This is a genomic window from Actinospica acidithermotolerans, from assembly GCF_018139625.1.
GTDB classification, from domain to species: domain Bacteria; phylum Actinomycetota; class Actinomycetes; order Streptomycetales; family Catenulisporaceae; genus Actinospica; species Actinospica acidithermotolerans.
In genome coordinates, this window is sequence record NZ_JAGSOH010000018.1 from 65,796 (window position 1) to 85,104 (window position 19,309).

Annotated in this window: 20 protein-coding genes; 11 read left to right on the top strand and 9 right to left on the bottom strand. The window is 70.7% G+C overall.

Annotation, left to right across the window (positions count from 1 at the left end; translation table 11 throughout):
* Positions 1-555: 555 nt before the first annotated feature.
* Positions 556-915 (bottom strand): iron-sulfur cluster insertion protein ErpA, encoded by a 360-nt coding sequence (gene erpA, locus KDK95_RS09465; RefSeq protein ID WP_212517679.1) that lies wholly within the window; start codon positions 913-915, stop codon positions 556-558.
* A gap of 265 nt (positions 916-1,180) precedes the next feature.
* On the opposite strand from erpA, the gene nadA reads away from it, so the two are divergent.
* Entirely contained in the window at positions 1,181-2,374 is a 1,194-nt protein-coding gene (gene nadA, locus KDK95_RS09470; protein WP_212517680.1) for a quinolinate synthase NadA, read from the top strand.
* A 516-nt stretch (positions 2,375-2,890) separates the two neighbouring features.
* Here the strand turns inward: nadA and KDK95_RS09475 are convergent.
* From KDK95_RS09475 to KDK95_RS09495, 5 genes are all read right to left on the bottom strand, one after another.
* Positions 2,891-4,339, bottom strand: a complete 1,449-nt coding sequence (locus KDK95_RS09475) for an endonuclease/exonuclease/phosphatase family protein (protein ID WP_212517681.1) — start codon at positions 4,337-4,339, stop codon at positions 2,891-2,893.
* A 172-nt stretch (positions 4,340-4,511) separates the two neighbouring features.
* Entirely contained in the window at positions 4,512-5,081 is a 570-nt protein-coding gene (pspAB, locus tag KDK95_RS09480; RefSeq protein ID WP_212517682.1) for a PspA-associated protein PspAB, read from the bottom strand.
* A 51-nt stretch (positions 5,082-5,132) separates the two neighbouring features.
* Positions 5,133-6,068: a zinc metalloprotease HtpX gene (gene htpX / locus KDK95_RS09485; RefSeq protein WP_307844296.1), complete on the bottom strand. Its 936-nt coding sequence runs from the start codon at positions 6,066-6,068 to the stop codon at positions 5,133-5,135.
* 243 nt (positions 6,069-6,311) lie between these two features.
* Positions 6,312-6,590, bottom strand: coding sequence for a PspA-associated protein PspAA (gene pspAA, locus KDK95_RS09490; RefSeq protein ID WP_212517683.1), 279 nt, complete (start codon positions 6,588-6,590; stop codon positions 6,312-6,314).
* On the bottom strand, positions 6,587-7,399 hold the full coding sequence (locus KDK95_RS09495) for a PspA/IM30 family protein (protein WP_249160767.1): 813 nt from the start codon (positions 7,397-7,399) through the stop codon (positions 6,587-6,589). The genes pspAA and KDK95_RS09495 overlap by 4 nt, the downstream gene beginning before the upstream one ends.
* A gap of 139 nt (positions 7,400-7,538) precedes the next feature.
* Between KDK95_RS09495 and KDK95_RS09500 the strand changes: the two genes are divergently transcribed.
* On the top strand, positions 7,539-8,138 hold the full coding sequence (locus tag KDK95_RS09500) for a DUF3043 domain-containing protein (RefSeq protein WP_212517684.1): 600 nt from the start codon (positions 7,539-7,541) through the stop codon (positions 8,136-8,138).
* 57 nt (positions 8,139-8,195) lie between these two features.
* On the top strand, positions 8,196-9,191 hold the full coding sequence (locus KDK95_RS09505; RefSeq protein ID WP_212517685.1) for an aldo/keto reductase family protein: 996 nt from the start codon (positions 8,196-8,198) through the stop codon (positions 9,189-9,191).
* Positions 9,192-9,291: 100 nt separating this feature from the next.
* Here the strand turns inward: KDK95_RS09505 and KDK95_RS09510 are convergent, their stop codons facing one another.
* The gene (locus KDK95_RS09510; protein WP_212517686.1) at positions 9,292-9,516 is read right to left on the bottom strand and encodes a hypothetical protein; all 225 of its coding nucleotides are present in this window, start codon (positions 9,514-9,516) and stop codon (positions 9,292-9,294) included.
* Between the two features lie 26 nt (positions 9,517-9,542).
* Between KDK95_RS09510 and KDK95_RS09515 the strand changes: the two genes are divergently transcribed.
* From KDK95_RS09515 to KDK95_RS09535, 5 genes are all read left to right on the top strand, one after another.
* Positions 9,543-10,121: a bifunctional adenosylcobinamide kinase/adenosylcobinamide-phosphate guanylyltransferase gene (locus KDK95_RS09515; protein ID WP_307844297.1), complete on the top strand. Its 579-nt coding sequence runs from the start codon at positions 9,543-9,545 to the stop codon at positions 10,119-10,121.
* Between the two features lie 8 nt (positions 10,122-10,129).
* Complete coding sequence (locus KDK95_RS09520; RefSeq protein ID WP_212517688.1) at positions 10,130-11,245, top strand: nicotinate-nucleotide--dimethylbenzimidazole phosphoribosyltransferase; 1,116 nt, start codon at positions 10,130-10,132, stop codon at positions 11,243-11,245.
* 33 nt (positions 11,246-11,278) lie between these two features.
* The gene (locus KDK95_RS09525; RefSeq protein WP_212517689.1) at positions 11,279-12,067 is read left to right on the top strand and encodes an adenosylcobinamide-GDP ribazoletransferase; all 789 of its coding nucleotides are present in this window, start codon (positions 11,279-11,281) and stop codon (positions 12,065-12,067) included.
* Between the two features lie 87 nt (positions 12,068-12,154).
* Positions 12,155-13,267: a helix-turn-helix domain-containing protein gene (locus KDK95_RS09530; RefSeq protein ID WP_212517690.1), complete on the top strand. Its 1,113-nt coding sequence runs from the start codon at positions 12,155-12,157 to the stop codon at positions 13,265-13,267.
* Positions 13,257-13,826, top strand: coding sequence for a PIN domain-containing protein (locus KDK95_RS09535; RefSeq protein WP_504797717.1), 570 nt, complete (start codon positions 13,257-13,259; stop codon positions 13,824-13,826). The genes KDK95_RS09530 and KDK95_RS09535 overlap by 11 nt, the downstream gene beginning before the upstream one ends.
* Before the next feature lie 108 nt (positions 13,827-13,934).
* Here KDK95_RS09535 and gcvT read toward each other — a convergent pair whose 3' ends face one another.
* Positions 13,935-15,050, bottom strand: a complete 1,116-nt coding sequence (gene gcvT, locus KDK95_RS09540; protein WP_212517692.1) for a glycine cleavage system aminomethyltransferase GcvT — start codon at positions 15,048-15,050, stop codon at positions 13,935-13,937.
* A 116-nt stretch (positions 15,051-15,166) separates the two neighbouring features.
* On the opposite strand from gcvT, the gene KDK95_RS09545 reads away from it, so the two are divergent.
* Positions 15,167-16,708: a leucyl aminopeptidase gene (locus tag KDK95_RS09545; RefSeq protein ID WP_212517693.1), complete on the top strand. Its 1,542-nt coding sequence runs from the start codon at positions 15,167-15,169 to the stop codon at positions 16,706-16,708.
* Positions 16,709-16,898: 190 nt separating this feature from the next.
* Here the strand turns inward: KDK95_RS09545 and KDK95_RS09550 are convergent, their stop codons facing one another.
* Positions 16,899-17,246, bottom strand: coding sequence for an oxidoreductase (locus KDK95_RS09550; RefSeq protein ID WP_212517694.1), 348 nt, complete (start codon positions 17,244-17,246; stop codon positions 16,899-16,901).
* A 314-nt stretch (positions 17,247-17,560) separates the two neighbouring features.
* Here KDK95_RS09550 and lpdA point away from each other — a divergent pair, with 314 nt between their 5' ends.
* Together lpdA and KDK95_RS09560 are read left to right on the top strand one after the other, a co-directional pair.
* Complete coding sequence (lpdA, locus tag KDK95_RS09555) at positions 17,561-18,961, top strand: dihydrolipoyl dehydrogenase (RefSeq protein ID WP_307844298.1); 1,401 nt, start codon at positions 17,561-17,563, stop codon at positions 18,959-18,961.
* A 97-nt stretch (positions 18,962-19,058) separates the two neighbouring features.
* A partial coding sequence (locus KDK95_RS09560) for a biotin/lipoyl-containing protein (protein WP_306466459.1) occupies positions 19,059-19,309 on the top strand: 251 nt, incomplete at its 3' end.

Genomic DNA, 19,309 nt, shown 5'->3' on the forward strand with positions numbered 1-19,309 from the left:
CCACCGGAGCAGTAACTTTCCACGCCAGAGGTTCCGGAGCAGGCACGCTGGCGCCGACCTGAAGCAGCAACTTTCCACTCCAACGGTTTCGGAGCAGGCGCCCCTGGCGCTGGCCTGAAGCAGCAACTTTCCACGCCAACGGTTCCGGAGCACCTTCGCCACCAGCCGCCGACGCGCCTCTCACTTTCGGCCTTCCGCCGCACTCCGGCCTCCGACCACCGAAGCGCTGCCCATATCCACCTCCCGCCGCACTCCGGCCGCAGGCCGCAGGCGCCGCAGGCCGCGGGCTGCACGCTCCAGCTCACCGAAGCGCTCTCCTTACTTCGGTCTTTCGGCCTTCCGCCGCACTCCGGCCGCAGGGCGCCAGCCACCGACGCGTCTCCGCGATTCGCGGGACTTCCGAAGCACCGTTGCACCCTTGCGCCTCTGCGCCTTTTCGCCTCTGCGCGTTGGATCGCCTCTGCGCGCCCCCGGCCGCTCCCGGACGGCGAAAGGCGCCCGCCGCGCGCGGTGTGCGCGTGGCGGGCGCCTTCTCAGGCGCTCGGCAGACCCGGCTTAGTTGAAGCTCTCGCCGCAGGCGCAGGAGCCGGTAGCGTTCGGGTTGTCGATGGTGAAGCCCTGCTTCTCGATCGTGTCGACGAAGTCGACCGTCGCGCCGACCAGGTACGGGGCGCTCATGCGGTCGGTGACGACCTTCACGCCGCCGAACTCGGAGACCACGTCGCCGTCCAGCGCGCGGTCGTCGAAGTACAGCTGGTAGCGCAGGCCGGAGCAGCCGCCGGGCTGGACCTGGACGCGCAGCGAGAGGTCGTCGCGGCCCTCCTGCTCCAGCAGGCTCTTGACCTTGGACGCGGCCTCATCCGTCAGGATGATCCCGTCGACCTTGGTGCTGCTGATCTCAACCTCTACCGACATCGTGCCAACCCCTTATCTCAGTACGGTCCGTCGGGTCGTTGCCTTCACGGATCAACGCCGCAACGACGGCTTGGTATTCCGAGCATCGGTGCCTGGTGCCAGCCGCCCTTCGCTTCCTATGGTCGCACATGTCCGGACGGGGCGTATATCACACGGCGATCACCGCCGTCGCCGGGAATATCCGTAGGGTAATATGGCTTAACGTCAGTTGGACGATAACGGCGGTCGGCCCCGGGGGCCGGCCCGCACCGAGGAGCACGAGGACGTGACCACCACCGATACCGGCAGCAGCCCCGCCGTCTTCGCGGAGCCGACGGGCACCCCGCTTTCGCTGCTGCTGCTCGGCCAGGCGGCCGACCCGCGCAGCGAGCGCGGCGTGGAGTGCCCCGGGGACCTGCCCGCACCCAGCGACCCCGACCTGGTGGCCCGCGCGCTCGCGGCGAAGCAGGCGCTCGGCGACCGGGTGTTCATTCTCGGGCACCACTACCAGCGGGACGAGGTCGTCCAGTTCGCCGACGTCACCGGCGACTCGTTCAAACTGGCCAGGGACGCGGCGAACCGGCCGGACGCCGAGTACATCGTCTTCTGCGGCGTGCACTTCATGGCCGAGTCCGCGGACATCCTCACGGCCGACGGGCAGCAGGTGCTGCTGCCCGACCTGGCGGCCGGCTGCTCGATGGCCGACATGGCCACGGCCGAGCAGGTCGAGCAGGCGTGGGACGTGCTCGAAGAGCTGGGCATCGCGGAGCGCGTGGTCCCGGTCTCCTACATGAACTCCTCCGCCGACATCAAGGCCTTCACCGGCAAGCACGGCGGCACGATCTGCACCTCGTCCAACGCCGAGCGCGCGCTGACCTGGGCCTTCGAGCAGGGCGAGCAGGTGCTGTTCCTGCCCGACCAGCACCTCGGCCGGAACACGGCGGTCCGCCAGCTGGGCCTGAGCCTGGACGACTGCGTGCTGTACAACCCCTTCAAGCCGATGGGCGGGCTGACCGCCGACCAGCTGCGCAACGCCAAGATGATCCTCTGGCGCGGGCACTGCTCCGTGCACGGCCGTTTCACGAAGGAGTGCGTGGACGAGGTCCGCGAGCGGATCCCCGGCGTGAACGTGCTGGTGCACCCGGAGTGCCGCTACGAGGTCGTGGAGAGCGCCGACTACGTGGGCTCGACCGAGTACATCATCAAGACCCTCGACGCCGCCGAGCCCGGCTCCAAGTGGGCGGTGGGCACCGAGCTGAACCTGGTGCGGCGGGTGGCCAACGCACACTCGGACAAGGAGATCGTCTTCCTGGACAAGTCGGTCTGCTACTGCTCGACGATGAACCGGATCGACCTGCCGCACCTGGTCTGGACGCTTGAGTCACTGGTCGCCGGCAAGCCGGTGAACCGAATCACGGTCGCCCCGGACACCGCCGCGCTGGCCCAGGCCGCCTTGGAGCAGATGCTCGCACTGCCGTAGGCGGTCGAACCCGAACGAAGCCGAACGCCACCAGGTCGCCGGCCTGCTCGCCGCCCGCGCTCACGGAGAAGCCGTGCGCCCGGATCCAAGGGATCGATCCGGGGGGCGGCGTTCGCGCATCGGTCCTGGTGGGTCAGTAATCCAAATCCACCTGGATCGGCAGGCGGTCTGCCTGCCCTTGGCGATCGCGGAGAGCACAACCGAGCGCCGCGCGCCGGACCCAAGGAACCCGGGGCTGCGTTCGCATCGGTCGTGGTGGGTCAGTAATCCAGGTCCACCTGGATCGGCAGGCGGTCTACCTGCCCTTGGCGATCGTGGACAGCACAACCGAGCGCCGCGCCCCGGACCCAAGGAATCCGGGGCGGCGTTCGCATCGGTCTTGGTGGGTCAGTAATCCAGGTCCACCTGGATCGGCAGGCGGTCTGCCTGCCCTTGACGATCGCGGAGAGCGCAACCGAGCGCCGCGCCCCGGGCCCAAGGAATCCGGGGCTGCGTTCGCGCATCGGTCGTGGTCGGTCAGTAGTCCAGGTCCACCTGGATCGGCAGGTGGGTCTGCCCCTTGGCGATCGCGGAGAGCACCACGGAGCGGAGCGGCGTGAGGCCGCGGGTGAGCACGTCGTCCAGTCGCACGATCGGGAACTCGGCGGGCCAGGTGAACCCGAAGCCGCTGCCCGCCGCCTGCTGCGCGCTGGTCAGGCCGTCGGCGTTGGTCAGCTGGCCGAACTGGCGGTCCGTGGCGGCCACGTTGATGTCGCCGATCACGGCGATCCGCGACGAGTGGTCCGCCTCGAGCAGTTGGACGAACTTCGTCAGCGCCTGGTCGCGCACCTTCGCGAAGCCCTGGTCGCCGAGCACTGGCTGCGGCAGGTGCACGAGGTAGACGGTCAGATCGCCCTTCGGCGTGCTGAGCGTGGCCTTCAGGGCGCCGACGATCGGCGCTCCCGTGGCGGAGGCGGCCAGCCCGAGGTCGTCCGCGCCGAGCGAGAGAGTCTGCGCGGCCTGCGTCGTGCCGAGAGCTATCGGCTGCGCGCTCAGGATCGGGTACTTGCTCCACAGTCCGAACTCGTACTCGGTGGTGTGGTTGGCGTACGCGGAGTTGAGCGCGTTGACGGCGTTCGACTCGGAGACCGAGGAGTACATGTCCTCGAGGGCGACGATGTCCGCCTTCTGCGCCAGGGCCATCGTGCCGGAGGCGGTGGCCTCCTGCGCGTTGCCGTTGACGTCCTCGCTGAAGATCCGCAGCTGGGCGGTCGCGCTGCTTCCGCGCGGCAGCATCGTCGGGCCGTAGAGAGCGGTCCACGCGAGCGCGGCGGCCAGGGTCACGACGATCGCGCGCTTCGTGTGCACGATCGCCGCGATGATGAACAGCAGCAGGATCGGCACGCCGACCCACGGCAGCCACGTCTCCAGCAGCGAGCCGATGCCGCCCGCGTCGGGCAGGAATCGGTGCAGCACAAGGAAGATGACGGCGAGACAGGCCAGCACGATGACGCCGTTCGACGTCTGACGCCGCATTCGCGAGCGGTGCGACTTCGCCGAGCGCAGCGTCCGCGGCTTCTCGGGCTCCGTCGCGGGCTCGAGGCCCGCGGTCCCCGGGGCCGCCCCGGGGAACGGTGTGATGATCGGCGCGGAGCCGAACTCCGCAGCCACCGGCCCCTGCTCCGGGTGACCTGCCGTCAGGCCCGTTGGCTGGCTCGGGATGGTCGGCGTCGCAGCGCCCGGCTGAGCCGACGACATTCCATCCGGCTGCGTGGGGAAGGTGGGCGCCGCAGTGTGCGGCTGAGACGGGATACCGTCCGGCCGGCTCGGGATGATCGGCGTCGTCGGGTCGGGCTCGCCCGGCTGGCCTGGGGTTAACTCGGCCCGTTGCGCGGGGATGCCGAACTCGGGCCACAGCCGCGGGTCGGGCGTCTCCCGACTCGTCTGCTCGTCGCCCTCGGCACCGGTCACCGGCCCAGCCACCATCGCTCGCAATCCTCCACGGTCCCGCAACAACCGCGCAGCGGCGCCCAGGTCAGGGCGCCTCGACGGGCACCGAGCCTAGCGGTACGGACGGCGGGGCTGGCAAGTCGGAAGCCGAATCGTGGCAGAGGTGTGACGTGTGTGGTCGGGGTCTGAGTCGAGGGCGACGCGGCGGCTACAGGCCGGGCGCGCCCCACACGGGGAACCAGCGGGTCAGGTCCTTCTCCAGCCGCAGGTCGTTGCCCAGCTGCGACTTGATCTGCAGCTCCAGCGTGTTGTCCCGCTGCGGCTCGGCGAGCGGCGCGAAGGGGTAGAACGTCCCTTGCTTGTAGAGGTAGATCAGCGCCAGCTTGCGGCCGCGGTCGTCCTGGAAGCTGACCAGGGTGCACAGCAGGTAGGGGCCGAATCCGTTGTCCTGCAGGGCCGAGTTGACCGCGTGCACGTCGTTGACGAGGCTCGTCATGTCGTCCTGCGCGCGCTGGCAGAGCACCCAGGTGTAGCCGTACTTGTCCTTGCTCACCTGGACCTTCGGCCCGTCGATGCCCTCGAGCAGCTCCTCGACGTCCGACTCGACCTGGTTGAACGCCACGCCCTCGGCCTTGCGGTAGCAGACCGCGCCGTAGCCGGTGGGCCGGAAGGTGCCGTTGACCTCCAGCGTCAGCGCTGCCGAGGGCAGGCCGAAGAGCTGGTCAAGGTTCGGCTGCACCGGCTTGCTGCGGCCGAGAAGAGTGTCGAGGAGACCCATGACCCCACCCTATCCAGTCGTGACGTACCGGTCAGCCGATCCGGCCGGAACTCAGCGCCGGCCCAGCTGGTTCGAGCCGAGCTGGTCGGAGATCTTGATCAGCTGGTCGACCCGCTTCTCGGTGCTCGGGTGTGTGGCCAGCAGCGCCATCAGCGACTCCTTGCGCAGCGCCGGGGCGAAGTAGAAGGCGTTGTACGGCTCGGCGGCGCGCAGGTCCTCCTGCGGGATCTTGGCCATGTCGCCGGTGATCTTCTGCAGCGCGGAGGCGAGCGCCATCGGATTGCCCGTCAGCTGCGCGCCGGCGCGGTCGGCGGCGAGCTCGCGGTACCGGGAGAGCGCCCGGACGAGCAGGAAGGAGATCGCGTACGTGACGATCGAGACGAGCATGATGACCAGCTGGGCCATCGCCGCGTTGCCGTCCCGGTCGTTGCGCCGGTCCCCGCCGAGGCCGAACCAGAACGCCATCCTGGCCACCATGCCGGCCAGGATGCCGAGGAACGAGGCGATGGTGATCACCAGCACGTCGCGGTGGGCGACGTGCGAGAGTTCGTGGGCGAGCACGCCCTCGACCTCTTCCTTGGTGAGGTTCGAGTTGCGCATCAGGCCGGTGGTGACGCAGATCACCGCGTTGTCCGGGTTGCGGCCGGTCGCGAAGGCGTTCGGCACCGGGGTGTCCGAGATGGCGACCCGCGGCTTGGGCATGTTCGCCATGACGCACAGCCGGTCCACGATCGCGTGCAGCTCGGGCGCCTGCTCCGGGCTGACCTCGTGCGCGCCCATGGCGAAGGTGGCGATCTTGTCGGAGAAGAAGAACTGCGCGCCGAGCAGCAGCGCGGCGAAGATGAGCACGATCGGCAGGCTCTGCGTCGGCACGAAGGCGATGAGCGCCGCGATGAAGGCCACCGCGAGCAAGCCGATGAGGAACATGACGAGCACCATCCGGGAGGTGAGCCCCCGGTCCGGTGCGAACCTCGTCTTGGTGGCCACTGCTGCCGCCCTTTCCCGCGTCTCTCGTCTGCACCGTCGCCGGTGATCCTGGGGTGAGTCTGCCGGTTCCAACGAACCTGTCGGAACGACGGTTCCCCGCGTGAGGCGGAATCCGCCTGAAGACTTGCCGAGAATCCGCGGGGCTCCTCCCCCGTCCGGCGCAACGCGGACGTCCCCTTCCGCCGCGGCGGAAGGGGACGTCCGGTGAAGGCTTGCGAGTCGCGGCCGGAGGGCGGGCGCGGCTCAGCCCGGGATCAGCCCGTCGGAGGAGAGCAGGTCGCGCACCTCGTCCAGGCTGGAGTGGGCGCTCGGCAGGATGAAGTCGCTCGGCTTGAGCTCCTCCACCGGGAGCGGGCTGCCGAGCTCGCGGACCCGGCCGAGCAGCGCCCCCATCGCCGCGTCGAAGCGGGACTGCTCGCCCGCCTCGACCGCGGCCATCAGCTCGTCGTCGAGCTTGTTGAGCTCGACGAGCGACTCCTTCTCGAGGACCAGCTGGCCCTCGCCCAGGATCCGCACGATCATGCGGCGCCACCGTCCTTGAGGACGTCGGCGTCGCTGATCTCGTCGCTCTTGCTCGCGTAGGAGGTGCCCTTGCCGGACTCGAGCTCCTTGTTGGCGCCCGCGCCGCCGGACAGCTCCAGCTTCATCTTCGCCAGCTGGTCGTCGACCGCGCCGCCGGAGGAGAGCGCCTCGAGCTGCCGGGTGATGTCGTCCTTGGCCAGGCCGGACGGGTCGTCCAGCGCGCCGGAGGCCATCAGCTCGTCCACCGCGGACGCGCGGGCCTGCAGCTGCGCGGTCTTGTCCTGGGCGCGCTGGATCGCCATGCCGACGTCGCCCATCTCCTCGGAGATGCCGGAGAACGCCTCGCCGATCTGCGCCTGGGCCTGGGCCGCGGTGTAGGTCGCCTTGATGGTCTCCTTCTGCGTCCGGAAGGCCTCCACCTTGGCCTCGAGCGCCTTGGACTGCCGAACCAGGTTCTCCTCCTGGGTCTGCAGCGATTCGTACTGCGTGTTCAGGTCGCCGATCTGCGCGGAGATGTTCGCGCGCCGGGTCAGGGCCTCGCGGGCGAGGTCCTCGCGGCCGAGCTCCAGCGCCTTGCGGGCCTGGCCCTCGAGCTTGTCGCCCTCCTGCTGGAGCTTCTTCATCTGCAACTCGACGCGCTTGCGGGAGGTCGCGACGTCGGCGACACCGCGGCGTACCTTCTGCAGCAGCTCCATCTGCTTCTGGTACGAGTAGTCGAGCGTCTCGCGCGGATCCTCGTACTTGTCCAGCGCCTTGTTGGCCTTGGACTTGAAGATCAAGGACATCCGCTTCATTACTCCGTCGGCCATCAGCCCTCCAGCTCCCCCTTCGATAAGGTGCGGTGTAGCTCACGTTGAGACTGGTATGCACCCACGATATTCCCTCGCGGGGTTACAGGGCCATCGCGGCGGTTATGTACCCGGGCCCGAAACGTTTACCCTTCCATACGTGTTCCGACGTAACTCCTCCAAGCAGGTGGCAGACGCCACCCCGGCCGACGTGATCCCGGCCGAGCCCGTCGCGTCCGGCAAGGGACGTCCCACGCCGACCCGCAAGGAGGCCGAGGCCGCGCGCAAGCTCCGCCTCGGCGCCCTGCCCGCCGACCCGAAGGCGCGGCGGGCCGCCGAGCGCGAGGCGAACCGCCTCTCGTACGACCGGTCCCGCCAGGCGCTGCGCAACGGCGACGAGAGCCACTACCCGGCCCGCGACCGCGGTCCGGCGAAGGCCTTCGTCCGCGACTACGTGGACGGCCGCCTCCGGCTGCTCGAGCTGCTGATGCCGCTGGTCGTGCTCTGCTGGGCGACCCTGCTGATGCGCAACACCTCCATCTACATCTACAGCTCCTTCGTGATGGAGGTCGTGGTCGTCCTCGGCATCGTGCTCGGCGTGCTCCTCGGCCGCCGCGTGAAGAAGCAGGTCACGCTGCAGTACGACGCCGAGCAGGCGCGCGGCGTCGCGTTCTACGCGTTCTCCCGCGCGGTCATGCCGCGCTTCCTGCGGCAGCCGAAGCCGCGGGTGACCATGCGGGGCGAGCCGAAGATCCGCTAGCGGCCGCCGACGGCGCTCACTGCGCGGATCGGTAAGCCCCGGGCATACAGTGTGCCCATGGAGTTTCGACACCTCGGCCGTAGCGGCCTGATGATCAGCGAGATCGCCTACGGCAACTGGATCACCCACGGCTCCCAGGTCGAAGCCGAGACCGCGCACGCCTGCGTGCGCGCGGCTCTCGACGCCGGGATCACCACCTTCGACACCGCCGACGTGTACGCCGGCACCAAGGCCGAGGCCGTGCTCGGCGACGCCCTGAAGGGCGAGCGCCGCGCGGGCCTGGAGATCTTCACGAAGGTCTTCTGGCCGACCGGCCCGGGACGCAACGACCGCGGCCTGTCCCGCAAGCACATCATGGAGTCGATCGACGGCTCGCTGCGCCGGCTGCAGACCGACTACGTCGACCTCTACCAGGCGCACCGCTACGACTACTCGACGCCGCTCGAGGAGACGATGCTGGCCTTCGCCGACGTCGTGCGGCAGGGCAAGGCGCTCTACATCGGCGTGTCGGAGTGGCGCGCCGAGGAGATCCGCGCGGCGGCCGGGCTGGCCAAGGAGCTGCACGTGCCGCTGATCTCCAACCAGCCGCAGTACAACATGCTCTGGCGGGTGATCGAGGCCGAGGTCGTGCCGACCTGCGAGGAGCTCGGGCTGAGCCAGATCGTCTGGTCGCCGATCGCGCAAGGCGTGCTGACCGGCAAGTACAAGCCGGGCCAGCCGGTGCCGGAGGGCTCCCGGGCCACCGACGCGAGCGGCGGCAACTTCATCAAGCGGATGCTGGACGACGACCTGCTCACCCGGGTCGCGCAGCTCGCTCCGCTGGCCGAGGAGAGCGGGCTGACGCTCGCTCAGCTGGCGGTCGCCTGGACGCTGCAGAATCGAAACGTGGCCGCGGCGATCATCGGGGCCTCGCGCCCCGAGCAGGTCGCGGAGAACGTGAAGGCGGCGGGCGTGAAGCTGGACGCGGGCCTGCTCAAGCGGATCGACGAGATCCTCGACCCGGTCGTCGAGCGCGACCCGGCGAAGACCGTCTCCCCCGCCGAGCGCCCGTAGCGGGCGGTGCCCGTAGCGCGCGTGGCGCCCGTGCGCGCGTAGTAGGAAGCTGCGAAGGCCTCCGCCCCGTCGAGGGGGGCGGAGGCCGGCGGCCGGCCTCTCAGGCCGGCAGGTCCTCGTGCAGCGACATCGGCCCGTAGACGACCTCGCCGTCCTCGAGCAGGCTGACCTGGTCCACCTCGGCGGCGAGCAGCGCGGGCCAGTTCTCGCCGATCCAGGTCTCCGCGTCGCCCTGGTTCGGGAAGGCGGCGCGCTCGCCCTCCACCGCGACGATCGGCTCGACCTGTTCGCCCGCTGTGTTCTCGTAACGCCACGTGAATGCCATGCGGCAAGACTACCCAGGAGCCACCCGTGGACACTCGCCAGGCGGCACGCCGCACGTTGATCCTCGGCGGCGCGCGCTCCGGGAAGTCGACCTTCGCCGAGCGCATGTGCACTGATTTCCCGGACCCGCGCCCGGTGACGTACGCCGCGACGGCCCCGCGCTATCCGGGTGACGCGGAGTGGGCCGAGCGGATCGCCAGGCACCGCGGGCAGCGGCCCGGGGACTGGCGGACCGTGGAGACCGGCGACGAGCCGGCCGCCCTCGCCGAGCTGTTCCGCGCGGCCGAGGGCCCGGTGCTCGCGGACTGCCTCACCCTGTGGCTGACCTCGGCGATGGACGCGGTGCACGCCTGGGACGAGGACGTCTGGGCGTCCGGCAGCGCGGCGCGAGAGCTCGGCGGCCTGACGCGGGATCTGATCGCCGCGTACGAGGCGGCGGCCGGCCCGGTCGTGGCCGTCTCGAACGAGCTCGGCTTCGGCCTGGTGCCGCCGGATCCGGGCACCCGGCGCTTCCGCGACGAGCTCGGGCGGCTGAACCAGGCCTTCGCCGCGGCGGCCGACGACGTCTGGCTCGTCGTCGCAGGTCTGCCCGTACGGCTAAAGTGACCCCCACGATGGAAAAGACAGACCTGGAGAAGTTCTCCGAGAACGTGCTGCGCCCGGCCGACGCCAAGAAGGCCGAGGCCGCCGAGCGCTGGGCGAAGGATCTGGCGCTGCAGCCCGCGTCCTTCGGCACGCTCGAGAAGGTGGCGTGCTGGCTGGCCGCGGTGCAGGACCAGTGCCCGCCCAAGCCGATCGAGCGCCCCCGCCTCGTGCTGTTCGCGGGCGACCACGGGATCGCCGCCCTCGACGTGCACGGGCACCGGGTCACGGCGCAGCCGCCGGGCACGACGGCGGCGCTGGTTCGGCTGTACGCCGCGGGCGGCGGCCCGGCGAGCGTGCTGGCCCGGTCGAACGACGTGGGCGTCCGGCTGGTCGACGTCTCCGTGGACTGCGACGAGGCCGAGCTGACCGAGGCGGGGGTGCCCGCCGAGGTGACCGCAGGCCGCGTGCGCCGCGGAACCGGCCGGATCGACGTGGAGCGCGCCTGCACCCGCGAGGAGGCCGACGCCGCGTTCGCGCTCGGCCGCGCGCTCGCGGACGCCGAGATCGACGCGGGTGCGGACCTGCTGATCCCGGCCCTGCTCGGCGCGGGCCACTCGACCCCCGCCGCCGTGCTGGTAGCCGCTCTGACCGGCTCCGACGCGGCGGCCGTGACCGGCCGGGGCAGCGGCGTGGACGACGCCGGATGGACCGTCAAGTGCGCCGCGATCCGCGACGCGCTCCGGCTGGCCCGCCCTGTGCTCGCCGACCAGCTCGAACTGCTGGCCGTCAGCGCGGGCCCGGACTTCGCGGCCTGCGTCGGCTTCATCCTGCAGGCGGCCTCGCGCCGCACCCCGCTGCTGCTCGACGGCATCGGCGCGACCGCGTGCGCGCTGCTGGCCCAGCGCATCGCGTTCCGGACGCCGGAGTGGTGCCTGGCCGCGCAGCTCTCGCCGGAGCCCGCCCACCGCAAGGCGCTCGACCGGCTGAGCCTGGAGCCGCTGCTGGACTTCAAGATCCGCGCCGGAGCCGCCAGCGGAGCGCTGCTGGCCCTGCCACTGGTGCGCGCCGCCGTGAGCGTGCTGGCGGAGACCCCGTCGTACGCCGAGGCCGACCTGCCCGAGCCCACGGTCCGCAGCGCGCTGTAAGTGCGCGGCAAGCCAGACGGTCCCCGGTCCGCGATGCGTCCACAGCGTGCCTTCAACGGGTGGCCCTCCGGCGTGCGCCTGTCCATCGGCACCCTCAGTATCCTGCGAGTGCGCATCGGCGACGCCGACCGGCCCACGGCGGGACGCGCAATGGCGTGCGCGCCGCTGGTAGGCGCCGGGATCGGCGCCACCGCGGCGGCCGTCGGCTGGGCGGCCTCGGCGTATACGGACTCGACGTTCCTGGCCGCCGTAGCCGCCGTAACCACATGTGCGGCCGTGACGCGCGCCCTCCACCTCGACGGCCTGGCCGACGTCGCCGACGGCCTAGGCTCCGCCAAGCCGCGCGAGCAGGCGCTCGACGTCATGAAGCAGTCCGACATCGGCCCCTTCGGCGTCGTGACACTGCTCCTGGTGCTGTCCCTTCAGATCGCGTCCCTGACCTCCGCCTACGCGCACCACAGAGGCGCAATCGCCGTTATCGTCGCCGCGATCACCGGCCGCCTAGCCGTCACCGTCGCCTGCACCCCCCGCGTCCCCAGCGCCCGCCCGACGGGACTAGGCGCCTGGGTAGCCGGCTCGGTCCCCACCCGAACCGCCGCAGCGGTGGCGTTCCTATCCCTAGCCGCCTGCTTCGCCCTGGGCGCCATCCGCGGCATCCCCGACGCCATCCTCGCCACCGCCGCCTGCGCCGTGGGAGCCACCGCCGCCGTAACCCTGCTCCGCCGCTGCATCGCCCGCTTCGGCGGCATCACCGGCGACGTATTGGGCGCGCTCGTGGAGACAGGCGCGGCGGGTGCGCTGCTGGTGATGGCGATTCGGTAGCCGCAATCCGCGAAGCGGATGGTGCGGACGAGTGACGATCGAAGCATTCCGCTTCCGTGAACTCCGCGGATATGCGAATATCGCAACATGACTGACCAGCTCAGATGGCAGGAGATCGGGGCACGGCTACGCCAGGCCCGGCTCGCCGCCGGGTACTCGCAGGAGCAGCTCGGACGGCTCATCGACCTGGACGGCAACAAGGTCGCCAAGACCGAATCGGGCGTGCGGCATCTCCAGGCGCTGGAACTGGTTCAGCTGACGAGCGTGCTCGGTGTACCGATGAGCTACTTCCTCACCGAGCCGCCGGCGGTGCTCTCGCATCGCACCGAACTCGTGGACGAGCAGGACACCGACGCGGCACGCGACACGTTCCACCTCGAGACCGAACTCGCCGCCTGGCTCCGCGATGTCAGGCAGCTGATGGGCTTCGGCACGCTCGCGCACACTCCGCCGCTGCAGTTCGACCGGCCCGTATACGACGCCAAGGACGCGCGTTTCGCGGCCTCCTGGCTTCGCAACACCCTGGGATTCGCTGCCGAACCGCTGGGAACGATGGTCGACGTCGCGGAGCGAGCAGGTCAGTACATCCTCGCAACGGACATCCGCGGAGAGGGCGCCTCGCTCATCGACGGAGACGTAGCCGTGGCGGTGGTCAGCACACATCCTGAACCCGCGCGGCGCAGGGCGACAGCGGCCCACGAACTCGGCCACATGGTGCTGGGCGACGAATACTCGTCCGACCTCGGCGTCCATTCGTCGCGCGAACAGCGGGAGCAAGTCATCGACGCGTTCGCCGCCGAACTGCTGATCCCGACCTCGGCGTTCCACAGAGAGCGCTTCGGCGGCACGGGCGACGCGGTCAGGCGCGAGTTGATCAAGATGTCAGCGGAGTACCGGGTGTCCTGGTCCCTGACGCTCCGCCAAGCCGTGCACGCCGCTGCCATCGAGGATCGGGTCCGGACCGGATACCTGATGTCCCGCGCCCCGACCCGCGCCGAGATAATGCAAGCCGTCGGCTGGGCCCCACAGCCGGACTTCGAGTCCGTCAGAGTCTCGCCTGGCGTAGCCGATGCGGTGCTGGCCGCCGTTCAGCAGAAGCGCATCACACCCAAGCGCGCCGCGGAACTGACACGCGGCCAGATCGACGCGACGGATCTCCTGAGCGGTCTCGACGACGCCGGGGACGCCGATGAGTGGTGAGGCACGTCTCCGCGACGGCGGGCGTCTGGTCTTCGATACGAGCGTGCTGAGCGCATTCGCAGAGGCGGAGCAATTCGACCTGCTGGGCCACTACCTTCACGGCACGGAGTGCTTCGCCACGGACGTCGTGCGCGCCGAGATAAGGCAGGGAGCCGAGAGCCGGCCGGGCCTGGGTGTCGTCCAAACAGCTACGTGGCTCGCCTGGGCAACGCTCGACGATGACGAGGGGCGCGGTCTCGACGCGTTCCTACGCTGGAAAGAGCTCGTCGGCGCCGAGCGACACGACTTCGGAGAGGCCAGCACATTCGCGTTCGCTGAACTGCACGGCGGGACCTCGGTCATCGATGATCGCCAGGCCACTAACGTCGGAAGACGTGAAGGTCTCGAGGTCCACGGGTCGCTCTGGCTCATCACGGCTTTCTGCAATTCCGCGAAGCTGACCGAGCACGCCGCCATGCGGCTCGTCGACGATCTTCGCCGAGTAGGTGCAAGGCTCCCCTGCACCGGCAGCGAATTTCCGGCCTGGGCACGCAAGCAGGGGCTGTTACGCACCGCTTGATCGTCGGCCGGAGGCATCGCCCACTGCATCACCCCAGCCGACGAACCGACTGAGGTGCGCCCCAACCCTCGCTTCGAGCGAAGAAACGCACCAGCCGTCAGCCGGGTCCTACCTCGTCGACACCTTCACGAACGGGGGCTTGACCACCGTGAAGGCGGCGCGGCGGCCGCGGACGTCGAGGTAGACGACGTCGCCCTCTGCGGTGGTGGGCGGGAGCAGGGCCAGGGCGATACCGAGCTTGAGGGTCGGCGAGAAGGTGCCGCTGGTGACCTCGCCGATCACGTCGTCGGCGACGGAGGGGTCGGCGGCGGCGTGGACGGCCATGTGGGGGCGGGGGATGGCGCGGTCGACCTGCTTGAGGCCCCACAGGGTGCGCTTCGGGCCGTCGGCCTTCTCCTTGACGAGCGCCTCGCGACCCCAGAACGCGTCCTTCTTCCAGCCGACGGCCCAGCCGGCGCGGGCCTGCACGGGGGTGATGTCCAGGGACAGGTCGTTGCCGTGGAGAGGGTAGCCCATCTCGGTGCGCAGGGTGTCGCGCGCGCCGAGGCCGCAGGGCTTGACGTCGAAGGGCTCGCCGGCGTGCATGAGGGCGGCCCAGAGGGCGTCGGCGTCGTCCCAGCGGCAGACGAGCTCGTAGCCGTGTTCGCCGGTGTAGCCGGTGCGGCAGACGGTCAGGGGACGGTCGTCCCAGCTCGCGGTGGCGAAGGCCATGTAGTCGAAGTCGGTGGGCAGGCCGAGGGCCTTGATCAGCGCCTCGGAGTCCGGCCCCTGGACCGCGAGGACGGCGTAGTCCTTGTGCTGGTTGGTCACCGTCACGCCCTCGGGGGCGGCGGCGGTCAGCCGGCGGACGACCTCGGTGGTGTTGGCGGCGTTGGGGATCAGGAAGACCTCGTCCTGCGACTTCACGTAGGCGATGAGGTCGTCCACGACGCCGCCGGTGGCGTCGTCGCAGCACAGGGTGTACTGGGCCTTGCCGGGGCCGATGCGGCGCAGGTCGTTGGCGAGGACGCTGTTGACGAAGTCGAAGGCGCCGGGGCCGGCGACGGTCGCCTTGCCCAGGTGGCTGACGTCGAAGACGCCCACCCGCTCGCGCACGGCGGCGTGCTCGCCGACGGTGCCGGAGTACTCGATCGGCATCTCCCAGCCGCCGAAATCGGCCATCTTCGCGCCGAGGGCGCGGTGGCGGGCGTGCAGGGGCGAAGTCAGCAGGGACGGCGTCGTCATGCCCACGACGATATCGCGACTGTGACGGGGCCCGGTTACGATGCCGGGAGTCCGGCGGCAGTTCACCTGCCCGCTTTTCGCTTTCTGCTGACAACTCGATGACAACAGGGGAACTTGTGACCACGATCTCCATCCAGTCCGGCCCGGTGGCCGAGGCGGCGGCCGACGCGCTCATCGTCGGTGTGTACAAGGACGGCACGGGGATCACGCTCTCCCCGGGCGCCGCCGCGGTGGACGAGGCGCTCGGCGGCACGCTCGCCGCGACGCTCTCGACGCTCGGCGCGACCGGCGCCGCCGAGGAGACCACCCGGGTGGCGAGCGGCGGGAGGCTGGCCGCGCCGCTGATCGTGGCGGTGGGCCTGGGCGAGGCGGGCGACGGAGAGGTCGTCGGCGCGCGCGGTCTCGAGGACCTGCGCAAGGCGGTCGGCGCGGCGGTGCGCTCGCTGGCCGGCCACGGCAAGGCCGCGATCGCGCTGGCCGACTCCGGCGTCGAGGTGCTGGCGGCGACGGCGGAGGGCGCGCTGTTCGGCGCGTACGCGTACGACGGCCTCAAGACCGGCGACCCGGCCGACCGCAAGGCGCCGGTCGGCGAGATCGCGCTGATCACCGCGGGCGAGCCGACCGAGGACGCCCGCGAGGCGGCGGCCCGCGCGCAGGTGCTCGGCGAGGCGGTCACCGCGACCCGCGACCTGATCAACACCCCGCCCTCGCACCTGTTCCCGCAGGCCTTCGCCGAGGCGGCGGAAGCGGCCGTGCGCGAGGCGGGCGTCGGCGCACTGAGCATCGAAGTGCTCGACGACGTGCAGCTGCGCGAGGGCGGCTACGGCGGCCTGACCGGCGTCGGCCAGGGCTCGACGCGCGGCCCGCGCCTGGTCAAGGTGACCTACACGCACCCGGAGGCCTCGCGGAAGCTGGCCTTCGTAGGCAAGGGCATCACCTTCGACACCGGCGGCATCTCGCTCAAGCCCTCGGGGTCGATGGAGACCATGAAGTCGGACATGTCCGGCGCCGCCGCCGTGCTGCACGCGACGCTGGCCGTCGCCAGGATCGGCCTGCCGGTGAACGTCACGGCGTGGGCGGCGCTGGCCGAGAACATGCCGGGCGGCAACGCGATCCGCCCCTCCGACGTGCTGACGATGTTCGGCGGCAAGACCGTCGAGGTGCTCAACACCGACGCCGAGGGCCGGCTGGTGCTGGCGGACGCGATCGTGGCCGCGAGCGCCGAGCAGCCGGACGCGATCGTGGACGTGGCGACGCTGACCGGCGCCCAGGTGCTGGCGCTCGGCCACCGCACGGCCGCCGTGATGGCGAACGACGAGGAGTTCCGGGTGCAGCTCGAGTCCGCGGCCGAGCGCGCGGGCGAGGACTTCTGGCCGATGCCGCTGCCGGCGCACCTGCGCAAGACCATGGACACCCAGGTGGCGGACATCGCGAACATGGGCGACCGGATGGGCGGCATGCTGGTGGCCGGCCTGTTCCTGCAGGAGTTCGTGGGCGACCACGCCGAGGGCGGCCAGATCCCGTGGGCGCACCTGGACATCGCCGGCCCCTCGTACAACGAGTCGGGCCCGTACGGCTACGTGCCCAAGGGCGGCGTCGGCTTCGCGGTGCGCACGCTGGTGCAGCTGGCCGACGACGCGGCGAACGGGCTCTACTGAGGCTTCCGCGGGCCCGCTGAAGCATTGGCGGCATTGGCGGGCCCGCTGAAGCATTCGCGGGCCCGCTGCGCGACCGGCCGCGGTAATCCGATCGAGGGTTCCGGGACGGAAGTGCGGATCACCTTCGGAGGTGGGGTGCGGCGATCGGCACCCCACCTCGTCCGCATTTCGAACGCGCCTGTCTGCGGTTTCAGGGCTCGCGGCGGGCCCGGGCCTCCGCCGCCAGCCGCGAGTTCCAGTCGCGCATCCGCTGCGGGTAGCCCACGACGCCCGCGTCGTAGGCGGGAATGCCCAGCCTGTGCGCCAGTTGATGGGCCGCCTGCGGGCCGGGAACCCGGCGCCTGGTCCACTCCCCGGTGGCCGCGACCAGCACGATTGTGGTGTCTGTCACAGCCGTGCGCGGCTCGACGAAGGCCTCGACGCCGATCCGCGTGCGGGCGAAGCGGGTAAGGTGCTCCTCCCCGTCGCGGTACACACGGCCGTCCACCCGGCCCTCACCTGCGCGGGCACCGCGACGGCGGAAGACGGCCACGCTCATCACTCCCTCGGGTCCACTTTCCCGGTCCCCGGCCCCCGACCGGATTGCGGACAGGCCTGTTCGATGCGCCGACCCGGGCGCGCGCGAGGCCTCGCCGGCAGCGCGCGGCGGCGCGCGCCCGGCGAGGCGACCGGGCGGGAAACCGGTTTAAGCTTCCCATTGACAACTCGCTCCGGGCGCCGATGCCAAGCCAGTGTGACAGCATTCGGTCCCCGATGGTGGCGGGTCTGGACAAGGTCAGGGCGCGCATCCGGCAGGGCCCCGGTTCGCCGGGATGCGCGGATAACGGCGTGAACACGCGAGGAGACGGACAAGTGGCTGAGGCCGGGAACGTATTCGACGTAGTGATCCTCGGGGGCGGTTCCGGCGGCTATGCCTGCGCGTTCCGGGCCGCCGACCTCGGCATGAACGTCGCACTGATCGAGAAGGCCGAGGTGGGCGGCACCTGCCTGCACCGCGGCTGCATTCCGACGAAGGCGCTGCTGCACGCCGCCGAGGTCGCGGACCTGGCCAGGGAGAGCGCCTCCTTCGGCGTCCAGACCATGCTGCAGGGCATCGACATGCCGGGCGTGAACAAGTACAAGGACGGCGTCGTCTCCGGCCTCTACAAGGGCCTGCAGGGCATCGTGAAGGCCCGCAAGATCACCTTCGTCTCCGGCGAGGGCGTGCTGAGCGCGCCGAACCAGGTCACCGTGAACGGCGAGGTCTACACCGGCCGCAACGTCGTGCTGGCCACCGGCTCCGCGCCGAAGTCGCTGCCCGGCCTGCAGATCGACGGCCAGCGGGTCATCACCAGCGACCACGCGCTGAAGCTGGACCGGGTGCCCTCCTCCGTCGTCATCCTCGGCGGCGGCGTGATCGGCTGCGAGTTCGCCTCCGTCTACAAGAGCTTCGGCGCCGACGTCACCATCGTCGAGTTCCTGCCGCACCTGGTGCCGCTGGAGGACGAGGCCTCCTCGAAGCTGCTCGAGCGCGCGTTCCGCCGCCGCGGCATCAAGTTCGAGATCGACAACGGCTTCACCGGGGTCGACTACACCGAGAGCGGCGTGCGGGTGCACACCGCCAAGGGCAAGGACTTCGACGCCGAGCTGCTGCTCGTCGCCGTCGGCCGCGGGCCGGTCTCGGAGGGCCTGGGCTACGAGCAGGCGGGCGTCCAGACGGACCGCGGCTACGTCAAGGTCAACGAGTACTGCCAGACCTCGGTACCCAACGTCTACGCGGTCGGCGACCTGATCCCGACCCTGCAGCTCGCGCACGTCGGCTTCGCCGAGGGCATCCTGGTCGCCGAGCACATCGCCGGCCTCAACCCGCGCCCGATCGACTACGACGGCGTGCCGCGGGTGACGTACTCGAACCCGGAGGTCGCCTCCTGCGGCCTGACCGAGGCCAAGGCGGCCGAGAAGTTCGGCGCCGATCACGTCAAGACCCTGACGTACAACCTGGCCGGCAACGGCAAGAGCAAGATCCTCAAGACCCAGGGCGAGATCAAGCTCGTGCAGATCAAGGGCGTGGCCGGGGAGGACGACCGGGTGGTCGGCATCCACATGGTCGGCGACCGGGTCGGCGAGCTGGTGGCCGAGGCCCAGCTGATCTACAACTGGGACGCCACCCCGCTGGACGTGGCCCAGTTCATCCACGCGCACCCGACCCAGGGCGAGGCGCTGGGCGAGGCGCACCTCGCGCTCGCGGGCAAGCCGCTGCACGTGCACGACTGACCCGCCTTCCCGCGCTCAGTGCCGCCAACGCACCGTTGAGCCCGGCGGAGCCGGACCTCTGACCCGCGATCGACGAGAACGAACCAGGAGAAACGTCATGCCGGTATCCGTCACGATGCCCGCGCTCGGTGAATCCGTCACCGAGGGCACCGTCACCCGGTGGCTGAAGAAGGAGGGGGAGACGGTCGAGGTCGACGAGCCGCTGCTCGAGGTCTCCACCGACAAGGTCGACACCGAGATCCCCTCGCCCGCCGCGGGCGTGGTCATCTCGATCAAGGTCGGCGAGGACGAGACGGTCGACGTCGGCGCCGAGCTGGCGCTGATCGGCGCGCCGGGCGAGGCCGACGC